The following is a 16,916-nucleotide window of genomic DNA, read 5'->3' as shown; positions in this document are numbered from 1 at the left end:
GTGGAATGAAGAAGATTTCTGCAAACTTGCTATCCAACATTCATTTCGGCTTTGCGTTTCTTTGCGTTCCTTGCTAAATCGCTTTTCATGGCAGTAGATCGCGACCATATTCGGAATTTCTCCATCGTGGCCCATATTGACCACGGAAAATCAACTCTGGCTGACCGGCTCATCCAGATGACGGGTGGTCTTGCCCAGCGGGAAATGAAAGAACAAGTGCTCGATTCAATGGATATCGAGCGCGAACGTGGCATCACCATCAAAGCACAAACGGTGCGGCTCCATTATAAGGCAAAAAATGGTGAAACCTACATTTTGAATCTGATCGACACACCGGGCCATGTCGACTTTGCCTATGAGGTTTCGCGTTCTCTTGCTGCCTGTGAAGGGTCACTTCTTGTTGTCGACGCTTCGCAAGGTGTGGAAGCGCAAACTCTGGCCAATGTCTATCAGGCAATCGACAACAATCACGAAATCGTTGTTGTTCTCAACAAGGTTGATCTGCCTGCGGCCGAGCCTGAACGTGTCAAAGAACAAATCGAGGAAGTGATCGGCATTGATGCAAGCGATGCAATAGAGATTTCCGCAAAAACCGGCATGGGCGTCGACAAGGTTCTTGAGGCTATTGTCCATAAACTGCCAGCCCCCCGTGAAGGTGATCTCAACAAGCCGCTCAAAGCAATGCTGGTCGATAGCTGGTATGATGCCTATCTCGGTGTGATTGTTCTTGTGCGTGTGATCGACGGGGTTTTGAAAAAAGGCCAGACAATCCGCATGATGGGCACCGGTGCAAAATATCCGGTCGAGCGGGTGGGTGTTTTCACTCCTAAAATGGCGATGATTGAAGACTTGGGGCCGGGTGAATTAGGCTTCATTACTGCTTCTATCAAGGAAGTGGCGGATACCCGCGTCGGCGATACAATTACGGAAGATCATCGTCCGTGCGACCATGCTTTGCCGGGGTTCAAGCCCGCGCAACCGGTGGTTTTCTGCGGGCTCTTTCCGGTTGATGCGGATGATTTTGCCGATCTTCGTGCTGCAATGGGCAAGCTTCGTTTGAATGATGCCAGTTTTTCTTATGAAATGGAAACTTCCGCTGCTCTTGGCTTCGGTTTCCGCTGCGGTTTTTTAGGGCTTTTGCACCTCGAAATTATTGAAGAACGGCTTGAACGCGAGTTTAACCTCGATCTTATTGCCACGGCTCCTTCTGTCGTCTATCGCATCAATATGACCGACGGGTCGGTGAAAGAGTTGCATAATCCGGCCGATATGCCTGATGTTGTTAAAATTGCTTCCATTGAAGAGCCGTGGATACGCGCCACAATTATGTCGCCGGATGAATATCTCGGTTCAATTTTAAAACTCTGTCAGGATCGTCGCGGGGTTCAGGTAGACCTGTCCTATGTCGGTACACGCGCGATGGTCACCTATGATCTGCCGCTCAACGAGGTCGTATTCGATTTCTATGATCGTTTGAAGTCGATTTCCAAAGGCTACGCCTCTTTCGATTATCACGTAACCGATTATCGGGAAGGTGATCTCGTCAAAATGAGTATTCTGGTCAATGGTGAACCTGTTGATGCACTTTCTATTCTCGTGCACCGGTCCGGAGCCGAGAAACGCGGCCGTTCAATGTGCGAAAAATTGAAAGAACTTATTCCTCAACATATGTTCCAGATTCCCATTCAGGCAGCTATTGGCGGCAAGATTATTGCGCGTGAAAATATCCGTGCATTGCGTAAAGATGTTACGGCCAAATGTTATGGTGGCGACGTGAGCCGTAAGCGTAAACTTCTTGAAAAACAAAAAGAAGGCAAGAAGCGCATGCGCCAATTCGGTAAGGTGGAAATACCTCAAGAAGCATTCATTCAGGCTTTGAAGATGACCGATTGATCACCCAGTATCACGAAGATCATATGTGGAAGTTGTATGTGAAAACAACAAGAATTCCATATGGTCTTTGTGAGACAAATAGAAAATGCGCGTAATCAAAGGTCACTGAAAACATCGAAAAGTAGCTTATAACTTCTTGTAATTGGCGTTTTTGTTGCTGCAATCAACAGGAATAAGATTCCTCGCTAAACCTTCATTTTCACGTCCATCTGCAAGTGATAAGATTAGCCGGAATGAGGGTTTTAAAGTTCCCGTTTTTGAAATTGCCATCAGTCGTGCGTTTGATGTATCTTATCTTTTAAACGCGGTGATAGAGGTGCGTTTACGATCTGACGATTCAATTCTACGTTGATTCGTATTTTGAAAAATCATTGATTTGATTATCAATTTTCTTGGTTTTCGGCTTTTCAATTTTGACCGGATGTCGAGCTATGCAATCTCTGTTTTGTGTCGCATCGACCGTTTCAATCATAAAGTGCCGGATTAAAAATATTTCACATAATTATCCACTTTTGGGAGTTGACGGCCGGTAATAAGCCGATTAATAGTTTGCCACATAAAATTTCACACAAGGTTTTGATTTTTCAGACCTTAAGGGGCTGATAACCAGTTGGGTTTTGGTCTTTCTTATGACCATGACCCGGCGCAGCAGAGTTACACCCCCGCATACTCTGCTGCACTCTTTCAATGTAAAAACGGGTGAGGACGCGAGCCGGCTCTTCACCTGTTTTTGCATTTAATTATTGTTTCGGACAATTATTGATTGAGATGGATTGTGCATTCGGGCAATAGAGGTGCCCGAATGGTCATGAATTTGTTGAATTTTGCCGGATATCGGTTCTCCCCGTCCTTTCTCGGTTTGGCATTATCAATGCATTTGAAAAGACGGGAGCTTTAGCTTGCTTGGCAGCACTTTTAGTCGCTTTCAGTCGCGCAAAAGTTCGTTGACCGATGTTTTTGAGCGCGTCCTTTCGTCAACCCGTTTGACAATGACTGCGCAATAAAGATTAGGACCGGGTTCGCCATTCGGAAACGGTTTTCCGGGCATGGTTCCTGCAACAACAACCGAATAAGGCGGTACTTCGCCATAGGAAATTTCGCCGGTTGCGCGGTCGACAATTTTTGTTGATTTGCCAATGAAAACACCCATGCCAAGCACAGCCCCTTCGCGGACAATGCATCCTTCCACGACTTCGGAACGTGCGCCGATAAAGCAATTATCCTCGATAATTGTCGGGCCGGCCTGTAATGGTTCAAGCACACCGCCGATGCCTGCGCCGCCGGAAAGGTGAACGTGTTTACCAACCTGTGCACATGAGCCGACTGTCGCCCATGTATCGACCATTGTGCCTTCATCCACATAAGCACCGATATTGACGAATGAGGGCATCAAAACAACACTTGGTGCAATATAGGCCGAACGGCGCACAATCGCATTCGGTACCGCACGAAAGCCAGCTTTTTCGAAGTTATCCGCGTTCCAACCGTCGAATTTGGATGGCACTTTGTCCCACCAGTTTGATTGATCGGGTCCGCCGGAAATAAGTCCCATAGCATTAAGCCGGAACGACAAAAGCACAGCCTTTTTCAACCATTGGTGAACTTTCCAATTGCCATTATTTTCACGTTCGGCAACGCGAAGTTCTCCTTTGTCGAGAAGGTCGAGCACATGGTCAACTCCCTCGCGTATTTCCCCTTTTGTCAAAATATTCACTTTTTCGCGTTCATCAAACGCCTTTTCAATGATGGATTCCAGTTGGGACAGATTGGTCATGGCATTAGGTCTCCGTTAAGTAAGTCGAAAGCATCAGCATTTATTCTCTCCGGCCTAATGCAAGAAACAATTGTGGTCAATGAAAAGGAAGATCCTGAATGGCTAATGGCGAAAAAAACGGTTGGACACCTTTTCCACACTCGAAAGAGGATGCCCGCAAAGTTCATGAAGTTCCCGATACCGCCCAAACGCGTTCACCTGCCTATCGCCTTGCTTATGTAGATGAAGATTTCATGATGCGGCGCGAGTTACGTGCTGTACGAATCGGTCTGGAACTGATGAAGCCCGAATTCAGTTTTGTCGAGCATGGCATCAAATCGACTGTCGTTCTATTTGGTGGCGCCCGTATTCCCGAACCGGGTAAAGAAGCACGTGCGGCAAAAAATTCGAAACAGAAGAAAAATCTTGAACAAGCCTCCCGTTATTATGACGAAGCACGCAAATTTGCTCGACTTTGTTCGCAATATTCTGCTTCTTCCAACCATCATGAATTTGTCATCATAACTGGTGGTGGTCCGGGCGTAATGGAAGCGGGTAACCGCGGTGCGGCCGATGTCGGTGCTCCCAGTATCGGGCTTAATATCGTATTGCCTCATGAACAGGCGCCTAATCCTTATGTGACGCCCAATCTTTGTTTTGATTTCCATTATTTTGCGATGCGCAAGATGCATTTTCTTATGCGCGCAAAGGTTATCGCAATATTTCCCGGCGGCTTTGGTACGTTGGATGAATTTTTCGAATCTCTGACACTCATCCAGACAGGTCGTATGAAACGTGTACCAATATTGATGTTCGGCCGTGAATTCTGGAGAAATGTTCTCAATCTTGATTATCTTGCCGAACAAGGGACGATTTCACCTGATGATGCGAAACTCGTCAATTATGTTGAAAGTGCCGAAGAAGGTTGGGCGATTATTCGCGAATTTTATAAGCTGGATAAACAGTAAGCTATAAAAATCCGAAAGTCCGATGCATCATCCTGAAAGCAATTTTTTCCTTGGGGCTTTTCGGTCGGTGTAGAAGAAAATTGTCGTCGGGATAGTTTAGCTTTTAAAATGCGCGAGTAGATTTTGTTACTTCTGTTTTCGGGAAAAGATGCGGGACATTTCTTTTGAAAATGAAGGGCGATCGGTTCCGAGTTTTCTTACTTCCTAGTTTGAAAGTTCGGGCATCAGCAGTTTGATTATTCTTCATAAGTCGCAAACCGGTCACGGCAATCACCGTTTTCCTCAAGCCTCTTGGTCAGGAAAAGATGTTTCGAATTTCATGTCTTTTAATTTTTAACCGAAAAAAGAAAATGAGAAGATTATTTTTTCGCGTTCAAGGACGTTTTTTCAGCCGGAAGAACGGTTTAAAAATTGAAAAGTCGCAACGCGTTTAAAAACTAAAAAAGGCGGGTCAAAGCCCGCCTCGCTTTATCGCATAAAACCGGATTATTTTCTCGGTGTGCCGTCGTCGGATTCACCTTTTTCATCGTCCTGAATGACAGTTTTGTCCATAGGTGTATCTTTCTTTTCACCCGGTACGTAGGTGTCTTCACGCGAACCGTCACCAAAATGACGGCCAGCTTTGCCACCATGATCATGATGAACGTCAGCTTCCGGCGCCTTTTCCTTTTGGCCTTCTACATAGCTATCTTCAACTGAACCGTCACCTGAAGCATTGCGGGCTTCAGCTGCCAATACCATCGATCCTGCTGCCAAAAGGCCAGCCAAAGAGACTGCAAGAATCTTTTTCATTTTCATTTCTCCTGTTTTGAAGCGTTGATGCTTCATGTCATCACACCGCTTTGGTTCTACTCTTATCGTTAAATTATCAATAAAGAAATGGCCCTGACAGTGCTTTATTCAAGTTACAAAGCTATACGAGCGCATTTACTTTGTAACACTCGTATAGAAACATAATCGGGTTTTATTTGCAAATGTCGTACTTCTTTTTTTACACACATATACGTTCGAATTTGTGTCGGAATTTTAGAGCCGGCTTTATACCAGACAAGTTTTGTCTGTTAAAAATGACCTTCAAGTGACATAAAAGACGGATAATCTCGCAGTTAGGCTGCCCAAAAAGCTCCGAAGCCATCAAAAAATATCAAAAAAACGCTTTATCATATGAATCTTGCCAACATCTCTTGCACGTCTATTGGGGTGCCCTTATATACGCGTCAACGAGGTTCGTTATGGTTGCCGATTTTTGAGTGGCCATTACGAGCTTTTCATATGATAAGGAGCTGTCTGGGGAATGCTCGGTAGAGGTCCCGACAGCTTGCTGGATGGAGAGTAGATATATGGCAAAAGTAATCGGTATTGATTTAGGTACGACAAACTCTTGCGTGGCTGTCATGGACGGCAAAAACGCAAAAGTTATTGAAAATTCGGAAGGTGCTCGCACAACACCTTCTATTGTAGCGTTTGCAGAGGGTGGCGAGCGTCTTGTTGGACAGCCGGCTAAACGTCAGGCTGTAACCAACCCTGAAGGCACTATTTTTGCGGTCAAGCGTTTGATTGGCCGTCGTTTCGACGACCCGATGGTTACCAAGGACAAAGAGCTTGTTCCTTATAAAATTGTAAAAGGGGAAAATGGTGACGCCTGGGTTGAAGTAGAAGGCAAGAAATATTCACCTTCCCAGGTTTCTGCAATGGTCTTGCAGAAAATGAAGGAAACGGCAGAATCCTATTTGGGCGAAAAAGTCGAGCAGGCAGTTATTACAGTTCCTGCCTATTTTAATGATGCCCAGCGTCAGGCAACCAAAGATGCCGGTAAAATTGCCGGTCTTGATGTTTTGCGTATCATTAACGAGCCTACGGCAGCTGCTTTGGCTTATGGCCTTGACAAGAAAGACGGTAAGACAATTGCCGTTTATGACTTGGGCGGTGGTACGTTCGATATTTCTGTTCTCGAAATCGGCGATGGCGTTTTTGAAGTTAAATCGACCAATGGTGATACATTCCTCGGCGGTGAAGACTTTGATATGCGTCTTGTCACTTATCTTGCCGAAGAATTTGAAAAAGAAAACGGCATTGATCTGAGAAAAGACAAACTTGCTTTGCAACGTTTGAAAGAAGCTTCTGAAAAAGCCAAGATCGAGCTTTCATCTTCGCAGCAAACGGAAATCAACTTGCCGTTCATCACTGCTGATGCAACTGGTCCTAAACACTTGACCATGAAGTTGACCCGCGCAAAATTCGAGTCATTGGTTGATGATCTGGTTCAACGGACGATTAATCCGTGTAAGGCTGCATTGAAGGATGCCGGTTTGAGCGCTGGCGATATTGACGAAGTCGTGCTCGTTGGCGGTATGACCCGTATGCCGAAGATTCAGGAAATTGTAAAAACTTTCTTTGGCAAGGATCCGCATAAAGGCGTTAACCCGGATGAAGTTGTTGCAATGGGTGCTGCCATTCAGGGCGGTGTTTTGCAGGGTGATGTCAAGGACGTTCTGTTGCTTGATGTTACACCGCTTTCTTTGGGTATCGAGACATTGGGCGGTGTCTTCACACGCTTGATCGAACGCAATACAACGATTCCGACCAAGAAATCGCAGACCTTCTCGACTGCGGAAGATAATCAGAATGCTGTGACGATTCGTGTCTTCCAGGGTGAACGCGAGATGGCAGCTGATAACAAGTTGCTTGCCCAGTTTGACCTTGTAGGCATTCCGCCGGCACCACGTGGCGTTCCGCAGATCGAAGTTACATTCGATATTGATGCCAACGGCATTGTCAGTGTTTCGGCAAAAGATAAAGGCACTGGTAAAGAACACCAGATCCGCATTCAGGCTTCTGGCGGCTTGAGTGATGCCGATATCGACAAGATGGTCAAGGATGCTGAAGCCCATGCTGCCGATGACAAGAAGCGGCGTGAAGGTGTCGAGGCGAAGAATCAGGCGGAAGCTTTGGTTCATACGACCGAGAAATCGCTTGCCGATTATGGTGATAAAGTCTCGGCTGAAGACAAGTCGGCAATTGAAGCTGCAATCGCGGATGTCAAGAAAGCTATCGAGTCGGATGATGTTGATAGTCTTCCTGAAAAAACCAAGAAATTGTCTGAAGTCAGCATGAAACTTGGTGAAGCGATGTATGCCGCTTCAAAGGCGCAAGCTGAAGCCGATGCAGCCCATGATGCTGCAAAAGAAGAGCATAAGGACGACGATGTTGTTGATGCCGATTTTGAAGAAGTCGACGACAACGATAAGAAGAACAAGAAATAATTGATCTTATGTCCTTGTAAAATTGAAAAAAGCCCGACCTTTTATCAAAAGGGCGGGCTTTGTTATAAAACAGCCAATATGCTCGCAATAAAAGCCAAAATGACAACGGTTTTTTAAAACCGGCGACAATCGTTCGAGCGAATTTTGAATATAGCAAATGTCGTCTCGTCAATAAATGGCAGAGGAACTGCAGGAATAAGCGATGAAAGTTGATTATTATGAAACATTGGGCGTTTCACGAGAATGCGATGAAAAAACGCTCAAATCTGCATTTCGGAAACTTGCCATGCGATATCATCCGGACAGAAACCCCGGTGATAAAGAGGCGGAACAAAAATTCAAAGAAATAGGCGAAGCCTATGAAGTTTTAAAGGATCCGCAAAAGCGTGCGGCTTATGATCGTTTCGGCCATGCTGCTTTTGAAAATGGCGGTGCCGGTGATGGAAATCCATTCGGACGCGGTGGTTTTGCTGCGGGCGGTTTTTCCGATATTTTCGAGGATTTCTTTGGAGAAATGATGGGTGGAGCACGGCGCAAGCGTGCCGATGGACGAGAGCGTGGTGCCGATTTGAGTTACAATATGGAAGTCACTCTGGAAGAGGCTTACCATGGTAAAACTGCGCAAATCAGGGTGCCGGGTTCGATCACCTGTGATCTTTGTTCGGGATCCGGCGCCAAGAAAGGCTCGAAACCGCAACCCTGTGCAACCTGTGGTGGAACAGGAAGAGTTCGCAGTGCCCAAGGATTCTTTTCGATTGAAAGAACCTGCCCGACATGTCAAGGGCGCGGCGAAACCATCAAGGATCCTTGTCCAAAATGTCATGGACAGGGGCGCATCGAAGAAGAGCGCACATTGACTGTCAATATTCCCGCCGGCATTGAAGATGGCACACGCATCCGTCTGGCAGGAGAAGGTGATGCCGGAAGTCATGGTGGACCGGCTGGCGATCTTTATATTTTTCTGTCTATCAAACCGCATGAATTCTTCCAGCGCGATGGTGCCGATCTTTATTGTCGTGTTCCTATTTCGATGACAACTGCTGCTCTTGGCGGAGATTTTGAAGTTTCAACTCTTGATGGATTGAAAACACGCGTCAAAGTGCCGGAAGGCACGCAAAATGGACGTCAGTTCCGGCTGAAGGGTAAAGGAATGCCTGTTTTGCGCCAACAGGCAACGGGCGATCTTTATATTCAGGTTGCAATCGAAACGCCACAAAAGCTGAGCAAAAGGCAACGTGAACTTCTCGAAGAATTCGAAAAACTTTCGGTTGATGAAAACTCGCCGCAGTCACATGGCTTTTTCGCCCGTATGAAAGAGTTCTTTGAAGGTATTGGCAACAATAATACCACACCGAAAAGCTAGATTGGTAAAGTCGGCTCGCCTTGTGTCGTCTTGAGAGCTGTTAAAGGGCATTATTGTTCGGTTGGAAGACCCTTCAAGCGATCAACCATTTTAAACGAGCCGCTAGGACATGTATGTAAAGCCAAGCTCGCTAATTTCAACGCAATTTTGAAAAGCAGGAAGCTACTTTGAAAAGCGGTTTTTTAACTGCTGTCTGTTTTGTCTGTCGTTTATCCGGAAATTTGGCTAATTTTTCAGGATTGGAAAAACGCTTTCAAGAAATTTTCGTAAATTTTTGTCAGTGCTTCAAGATCATCGGTTGCTACACATTCATCGACCATATGCATGGTTTTCCCTACGAGCCCGAATTCAACGACGGGACAATAATCTTTTATAAAACGGGCATCCGATGTGCCGCCGGAGGTTGATAATTCAGGCGTGCGTCCGGTAACCGATTTGATCGCTTTGCTCAAGCACCCGACGAGCTCATCATTCTTTGTTAAGAAAACGCCACCGGGGCTTATAACCCAATCGATTTTGAATGTCGGAACAAATTTTCCTGTTTTTTCAATTTTTACCGAGTTAAGCCGCTTTTTTATTTCCTGTTTCAAGGTTTCGGCGGTCCAATTATCGTTGTAACGCACATTGAAGCGGATAATAGTTTGTTGCGGAATGACGTTGGTCGCCGGATTTCCCGTGTCAATGGTTGTTATTTCGAGATTGCTCGGTTCGAAATTTTCGCTTCCCGTGTCTATAACCGGATTTTTAAGCGCTTCGCATAATTTTACAACAAGATCGAGTGGATTGGCTGCTCGTTCAGGGTAGGCAACATGGCCTTGATGCCCAACGACGGTAATGATACCGGAAAGTGAACCACGTCGCCCAATTTTTATCATATCGCCCAAACGGTCGGGATTCGTCGGTTCACCGACAATTGCCGCATCCCATTTTTCACCCTTTGTTTTTGCCCAGTTCAGAAGTTTGATTGTGCCGTTGATTCCGGGACCTTCCTCATCATTGGTGATAATAAGGCTGATACTGTCTTCAAGTTTATTGCTTTCGAGATAGCGTGCGAGTGCTGCAATAAAGCTTGCAACCCCGCCTTTCATATCCACAGCGCCCCGCCCGAAAACTTTACCCTCTTCAATGATGCCGGAAAATGGCGGATGACGCCATAATCGAGGTTCGCCTGTCGGTACAACATCTGTATGTCCGGCAAAAGCAAGGTTTTTCCCTCCTTTGCCGATTCTGGCATAAAGGTTTTCAACATCAGGTGTGTCTTTATCTGTGAAAACCGGTCTTTCCACAGAAAATCCCATAGCTTCGAGCCACAATTGGACGGTTTCAAGAACTCCGTTTTCTTGTGGTGTTACCGACGCACATCTGATGAGTGCCTGCGTTAAAGCGACCGGATCCTTGAGTGACAGCACAGCGATTGTCCTTTGTTTGAAAACTTATCGGCAATAGTTATTAACCGATATCATAATAATTAAGAAAATATATTGTTAATATTTTCAATAGGATGCTAAAGAAATTACATACCCGAATTTCTTTGGGCGAATAAAAAACATTCAGTAGGGGAAAAATCAAGGGATATCAGTTATGGCCGGATTAATCGATACGCCTGATAATGGCGGGGGTGATATTGCCCTAAATCCTGTTGGCAACAAAACAAAATTGATTGTTGCAGCAGGTATCGGAAACTTTCTCGAGATTTTCGATTTTACCGTTTACAGTTTCTTTGCTGCAATTATCGGCAATGTTTTCTTCAACTCGGGTGATCCACTTATCTCGCTGTTAATTTCAGTTTCGGTTTTTGGTGTCGGTTTTGTGATGCGTCCACTCGGTTCGATTGTGATCGGGTCTTATGCTGACCGGCATGGGCGCAAAGCAGCCATGTTGCTCACGATTATTCTCATGGCATGTGGCAGCGCTATCATCGGATTTGCTCCGCCTTATACATCAATCGGAGTTGTAGCACCGATCCTCATTGTTCTTGGTCGTTTGTTGCAAGGCTTTTCGGCAGGTGGAGAAATCGGTGCCGCTACAACATTGTTGATGGAATCAGCCGATCGTAACCAACGTGGATTTTTTGTGAGCTGGCAGTTTTTCGGCCAGGGTTTGAGCTCTTTAACCGGTTCGCTCTTTGCAGCAGGTTTGATGGGCTTTTTAACGCCCGAACAAATGCACAGCTGGGGCTGGCGTGTTCCATTCATCTTTGCATTGGTTATAATACCGGTCGGCCTTTATATCCGGGCGCATATTTGTGAAACATTCAAAGCACCGGTTGTCGAAAACAAAACAACACACCCGTTTAAAGAGCTGATAACGCAGCACGGAAAACAGACAATTTTAGGGATTTTCTTTATCCTTCCCGTCACCGCTTTGATGTATATTCTGGTTTTCTATATGCCGAATTATCTGAAAACGGTAACCGACATCAACAGTTCTACCGCGTTTCTGATATCAAGTTACGCAAGCGTTATTGTGCTCATAACCACTTTTGCTTCCGGTTTCTTGTGTGACAAGCTCGAACGACGCAAAGTTGGCGGCATTATCATTATCGCGGTCGCGTTCATTTCGTCATATTTTGCTTTCCGCTTTGTTTCGCATATCGGCATATTTCTTATTTTCCACACTATAGCGGTCGGGTGCCTCGGACTCATTTTAACATTTTCTGTTTTGATGGTTATGGAGGCGTTCGAGCAAAAAATCCGTGCAACAGCGACTGCGGTTATCTACGCTTTTTCGGTTTCGATCTTCGGTGGCACAGCGCAAATGATCGTGACACTTCTGTTGAAGTATTCGAATAGCAACAACATGGCGCCGTTCTGGTATCTCGGGACTTCTCTGGTTATCGGAGCTATCGCATTGGCCCTCTTCGACGAGAAGCGTTATAATATCTAGGCGCTATCAGGAGACTTATAATGAAGAGTGAAAAAGTTTCACCGGAAAGCGAAAAGCTTTTCGGTGCGATTTCCAAATATTTGCCGGAAATGGTGGCCTTGAGACACGACCTTCATTCCCATCCGGAGCTCGCTTACGAGGAACACCGCACGGCAGATATTGTTGCAAAGCTGCTAAGAAAATGGGGTTATGAAGTTCAAACCGGCATCGGAAAAACCGGTGTTGTCGGACGGTTGAAGGTAGGAAATGGTAAAAACTCGATTGGCTTGCGGGCTGATTTTGATGCTCTTCCCATCCATGAACTGACCAATCTTGAATATTCGAGCACAAACGAAGGAAAAATGCACGCTTGTGGCCATGACGGGCACACAACCATGTTGTTGACGGCTGCGAGATATCTCGCAGAGACTAAAAATTTCAACGGCACTGTCAATGTGATTTTTCAACCTGCGGAAGAAGGATTTGCCGGTGCGCAGGCCATGATCGACGATGGTCTGTTTGAAAAATTTCCATGTGATGCTGTTTATGCAATGCACAATTGGCCGGATCTTCCTGCAGGAAAAATTGCGGTTAATAGTGGCCCGTTTATGCCTGCAAGCGACAATGTATCAATCCGCGTTATTGGCAAGGGGGGGCATGGAGCTGTTCCACAAAAGGCTATTGACCCGATTGCAGCGGGAGCTGCCATTGTTACAGCATTGCAAACAATCGTTTCACGTAATGTGCCACCGCTTGAAGCTGCTATCATAACAGTGGGAAGTTTTCATGCCGGCTTTGCCAATAATGTCATTCCGGACACAGCCGAGATGGAGCTCACCGTACGCTGCTTCAGCGCGGATGTGCGCGATTTGCTGGAAAACCGCATAGAAAAACTGGTAAAATCCCAGGCAGAAAGCTTCGGCGCCACGGCAGAGGTAAATTATCATCGGCTTTACCCGATGCTTTTCAATCACAAGGAAGAAACCGATTTTGCCGTCGGCGTTGCGCGTAATACTTTCGGAAAAGAAAAGGTTGATGCGCAATTGACACCTCCATCTGTCAGCGAGGATTTCGCCTTTATGCTTCAGGCAAAGCGCGGATCCTATCTTTTGATCGGCAATGGTGAAAGTGCGTCCCTTCATAGTCCGAATTATAATTTTAACGACGATTTGATCCCATTGGGTGGTTGTTATTGGGTCAAGTTGGTGGAAACATATTTGCGTTAATTCCGACTTGAGCCGGACGAAAATTTGCACAAGGCTCATTCAGAAAACGCGTGCTAGAAAGAAAAGATAATGAATCATATTCGCGAACATATTAATAAAACGATCGATGAAATGATCGAATTACGCCATTCGATCCATCAGAATCCGGAGCTTGGCTATCACGAACATCAAACGGGTGATAAAGTTGCCGCGCTTTTGAAAAAGTGGGGTTTCGAAGTCACTCGCGGCATCGGAAAAACCGGTATTGTAGGAACATTGAAGGTCGGAAACGGCAAAAAAATCATCGGTATCCGTGCCGATATGGATGCGCTACCGATTTCGGAAGAAACAAATCTTGAATATTCCAGCAAGAACGAAGGTGTCATGCACGCCTGCGGACATGACGGACACACAACAACCCTGCTGACAGCTGCCCGTTATCTCGCCGAGACAAAGAATTTTGATGGCACAGTTCGCGTTATTTTTCAGCCGGCTGAAGAAAATTATGGTGGCGGTAAAGCCATGATTGAAGACGGTCTGTTTGAAAAATTCCCTTGTGACCGTATTTATGGGCTTCATAACTGGCCGGGCTTTCCTGCCGGAACATTGCGCTTTACCAAGGGGCCGATGATGGCTTCAGTCGATACTGCTTATATTACAGTGCACGGTAAAGGTGGTCATGGTGCACGGCCGGAAACCACAATTGATCCGATTGTTGCAGCCTCTTCTATCGTTATGGCCTTGCAGACAGTTGTTTCCCGTAACGTTCCCCCGCTTGAGGCTGCACTTGTTACGGTTGGCAAGATTCAGGGCGGCAGCGTTTCCAATATTATTCCTGATGAAGTGAAGATGGATCTGACGATCCGTTGTTTCTCGGCAAAAGTTCGTGACCTTCTACAGGAACGGATTTGTAAAATCGCCAAATCACAGGCTGAAAGCTATGGCGCAGAAGCCATTATCAATTACGAGCGTGGTTATCCCGTTACAGTAAATGATGCGGATGCAATCGACTTTGCTTTAGGCGTTGCAAGAGACGTTGTCGGTGACGAAAACGTTGTCGAGAATGCCGAGCCGTTGACCCCGAGCGAGGATTTTTCCTATATGCTGCAAAAAGTACCGGGCGCATACATTATTATGGGTAATGGTGATAGCTCGGGTCTACATACGCCACATTACAATTTCAATGATGAAGGCATTGCTGTCGGTGCAAGTCTCTGGGGTGCACTGGTTGAGAAATATCTTGCCAAAGCTTGAAGAATTTAGATCTTAAGTTGCTTTTTTCCGGCCCGGATATTCAATGATTATTCATTGCATCCAGCCGAAAAGACCAGCTTATCAACATTATTTACCCGTCTGTTTAAAAAAAGCCGATCGGCATATTTCCAAAACAGGCGGGTTTTTTATTCGAGAAAATTATTTTTGACGTGTTTTAACCGCAATCGCAATCGACCGGATTTTTTAAACAGCAACATAGCCGGAAACTTCGGTTAAGAAGAAAAAAATAGCGCGGCAAAAAGAAAACTTGGTTGGCCATTTCTTGATAATCACCTTTTGCAAAATCCATAATAGGCAAGATGATCAACGGGGACAGGAAAGATGGCTGACAAATCAATTGAAAATTTGATTCTCTCCTATTTGCCGGAAATGACAGCATTCCGGCATGCTATGCATAAAAATCCGGAATTGTCGGGAAAGGAAACGGTAACATCGGCTCGTGTAGGCGAACTTCTCGAACAATACGGTTATAAAGTCACACGTCACGTCGGTGGAAACGGTATTGTCGCATCATTGAAAAATGGCAATGGAGAAAAGTCTATCGGTATTCGTGCCGATATGGACGCTTTGCCGATAAAAGAAGAAACAGATCTGGAATATGCCAGTAAAAATCAAGGAGTGATGCATGCATGTGGCCATGACGGCCATACGACAACACTTCTTACAGCTGCACGTGCTTTGGCCGTTACAAGGAATTTCGACGGAACAGTGCATCTTATTTTTCAACCGGCTGAAGAAATCGGTGCCGGAGCAAAGGCTATGATTAAAGACGGATTGTTTGAAAGATTTCCTTGTGATGCTGTTTATGGACTGCATAATTGGCCGGGATTGGAACAAGGTAAAATACAATTTACCAAAAGTGCCATGATGGCCTCTGTCGATGCCGTAACAATTGTAATTTATGGAAAAGGTGGTCATGGAGCCCGCCCTGAAACTGCAATCGACCCTATTATTGTTGCGTCTTCGATCGTCATAGCATTACAAACCATCGTCGCGCGGAATGTTCCGCCACTTCATTCGGCGATTATATCAACCGGCTCGATACATGGCGGTGAAGCATTCAATATCATTCCGGATAGTGTGACAATTTCACTAACGGTGCGTAGTTTTTCAGCAGATATTCAAAATCTTGTTGAAGACCGGATCAAAAAAATCGTTGAAGCGCAGGCGCAAAGTTTCGGAGCGCGCGCTTCTGTGCAATATGACCGGTTGGTTCCGGCGTTAGTCAATCATGCTGAATATAGCGATTTTGCTCTTGATATTGCAAAACAGAGATTGGGAGCTGATAAAATCGTCCAAAACGAGATGCCAACCACTGTAAGCGAGGATTTCGCCTTTATGCTGCAAGCCTGTCCGGGAGCATTTTTCTTTCTCGGTAATGGCGACAGTGCAAGTCTACATAGTCCACACTATAATTTCGACGATCGCAATCTTATAGACGGAGCAATTTTCTGGTGTGCACTTGTGGAAGCAGTTTTAAAACAGCATTAACCAATCGGAAACCATCCTTATGCATTATCGAAAAAGTTGAATATCGGTCGAACGGAATTATCGGAAATTGAATCCGTTCGGAATTGCAACTTTTTGAAGATGAGTTCACGCACTTTATGAAAAAATCTTGCCCCTCTTTGTCTCGTCGCACTTTCCTTGTTGGAAGCGGAACAGCATTTATCGGGGTTTTGAGTGGCTGCACCAGCAGCGGAATTTTGGGGAGTGGTTATAATAATATGACCACCGGTTCAATTCCTCGCCCGCCGATCGGAATTGATAAAGGCTTTACCTCACCTGATGTTATGTATGCGGCCGTTCACGAAGGTCCTTATACGCTTAGCGCCATACCTTATGACAAGGTTCCGAAACAATTTTTACGGCAGATTGTACCAAATCCGACTGGTGAACCACCTGGAACCATTGTTGTTAGCCTGAAAGATCATTTCCTCTATTTTATCCAGCCGGATGGCGATGCTCTGCGTTATGGCGTAGGCATTGGTGCTGCCGGTTTCCAATGGTCGGGGCGTGCCAATGTCCAATTCAAGCGTGAATGGCCACGCTGGACACCACCTGCCGAAATGATCGGAAGAAAACCCGAACTTGTCGAATATCGTAACGGCATGGAACCGGGGCCGACAAATCCGCTTGGTGCGCGTGCTCTTTATATCTATCAGAATGGTCGTGATACCGGCTATAGAATCCACGGCTCGCCGGAATGGTGGTCCATCGGACTATCAATGTCTTCAGGTTGTATCAGATTAATGAACCAGGATATCATAGACCTCTACAACCGGGTTCCTGTCGGAACACCGATTGTAGTAGGTTAGTGCTCATTATATG

Annotated in this window: 12 protein-coding genes; 9 read left to right on the top strand and 3 right to left on the bottom strand. The window is 45.7% G+C overall.

Features of this window, described 5'->3' with window-relative positions; all coding sequences use genetic code 11:
• Positions 1-87: 87 nt before the first annotated feature.
• Positions 88-1,893 (top strand): translation elongation factor 4, encoded by a 1,806-nt coding sequence (gene lepA / locus H3V12_RS08435; protein WP_198214310.1) that lies wholly within the window; start codon positions 88-90, stop codon positions 1,891-1,893.
• A gap of 925 nt (positions 1,894-2,818) precedes the next feature.
• On the opposite strand, the gene dapD is transcribed toward lepA, so the two are convergent.
• Positions 2,819-3,667: a 2,3,4,5-tetrahydropyridine-2,6-dicarboxylate N-succinyltransferase gene (dapD, locus tag H3V12_RS08430; protein WP_198214309.1), complete on the bottom strand. Its 849-nt coding sequence runs from the start codon at positions 3,665-3,667 to the stop codon at positions 2,819-2,821.
• A 98-nt stretch (positions 3,668-3,765) separates the two neighbouring features.
• On the opposite strand from dapD, the gene H3V12_RS08425 reads away from it, so the two are divergent.
• A complete protein-coding gene (locus tag H3V12_RS08425) occupies positions 3,766-4,614 on the top strand; it encodes an LOG family protein (protein WP_198214308.1) in 849 nt (282 codons plus the stop codon).
• 486 nt (positions 4,615-5,100) lie between these two features.
• Here H3V12_RS08425 and H3V12_RS08420 read toward each other — a convergent pair whose 3' ends face one another.
• Positions 5,101-5,406, bottom strand: coding sequence for a hypothetical protein (locus H3V12_RS08420; protein WP_198214307.1), 306 nt, complete (start codon positions 5,404-5,406; stop codon positions 5,101-5,103).
• Positions 5,407-5,954: 548 nt separating this feature from the next.
• Here H3V12_RS08420 and dnaK point away from each other — a divergent pair.
• Positions 5,955-7,877: a molecular chaperone DnaK gene (gene dnaK, locus H3V12_RS08415; RefSeq protein ID WP_075869551.1), complete on the top strand. Its 1,923-nt coding sequence runs from the start codon at positions 5,955-5,957 to the stop codon at positions 7,875-7,877.
• A gap of 202 nt (positions 7,878-8,079) precedes the next feature.
• Complete coding sequence (gene dnaJ / locus H3V12_RS08410) at positions 8,080-9,240, top strand: molecular chaperone DnaJ (protein WP_198214306.1); 1,161 nt, start codon at positions 8,080-8,082, stop codon at positions 9,238-9,240.
• Between the two features lie 233 nt (positions 9,241-9,473).
• Here the strand turns inward: dnaJ and dapE are convergent, their stop codons facing one another.
• Entirely contained in the window at positions 9,474-10,649 is a 1,176-nt protein-coding gene (dapE, locus tag H3V12_RS08405) for a succinyl-diaminopimelate desuccinylase (protein ID WP_198214305.1), read from the bottom strand.
• Positions 10,650-10,821: 172 nt separating this feature from the next.
• Between dapE and H3V12_RS08400 the strand changes: the two genes are divergently transcribed.
• From H3V12_RS08400 to H3V12_RS08380, 5 genes are all read left to right on the top strand, one after another.
• The gene (locus H3V12_RS08400; protein WP_198214304.1) at positions 10,822-12,126 is read left to right on the top strand and encodes an MFS transporter; all 1,305 of its coding nucleotides are present in this window, start codon (positions 10,822-10,824) and stop codon (positions 12,124-12,126) included.
• A 20-nt stretch (positions 12,127-12,146) separates the two neighbouring features.
• The gene (locus tag H3V12_RS08395) at positions 12,147-13,331 is read left to right on the top strand and encodes a M20 aminoacylase family protein (protein ID WP_198214303.1); all 1,185 of its coding nucleotides are present in this window, start codon (positions 12,147-12,149) and stop codon (positions 13,329-13,331) included.
• Positions 13,332-13,400: 69 nt separating this feature from the next.
• A complete protein-coding gene (locus H3V12_RS08390) occupies positions 13,401-14,564 on the top strand; it encodes a M20 aminoacylase family protein (protein ID WP_198214302.1) in 1,164 nt (387 codons plus the stop codon).
• A 342-nt stretch (positions 14,565-14,906) separates the two neighbouring features.
• A complete protein-coding gene (locus H3V12_RS08385; RefSeq protein WP_198214301.1) occupies positions 14,907-16,076 on the top strand; it encodes a M20 aminoacylase family protein in 1,170 nt (389 codons plus the stop codon).
• A 116-nt stretch (positions 16,077-16,192) separates the two neighbouring features.
• Positions 16,193-16,903: a L,D-transpeptidase gene (locus tag H3V12_RS08380; protein WP_198214300.1), complete on the top strand. Its 711-nt coding sequence runs from the start codon at positions 16,193-16,195 to the stop codon at positions 16,901-16,903.
• The last annotated feature ends 13 nt before the right edge of the window (positions 16,904-16,916 follow it).

Source organism: Bartonella sp. W8167, from assembly GCF_016100335.1.
GTDB lineage: Bacteria > Pseudomonadota > Alphaproteobacteria > Rhizobiales > Rhizobiaceae > Bartonella > Bartonella apis.
Note: the sequence above shows the minus strand (reverse complement) of the source record. Positions and strands in the feature narration are given on the sequence as shown.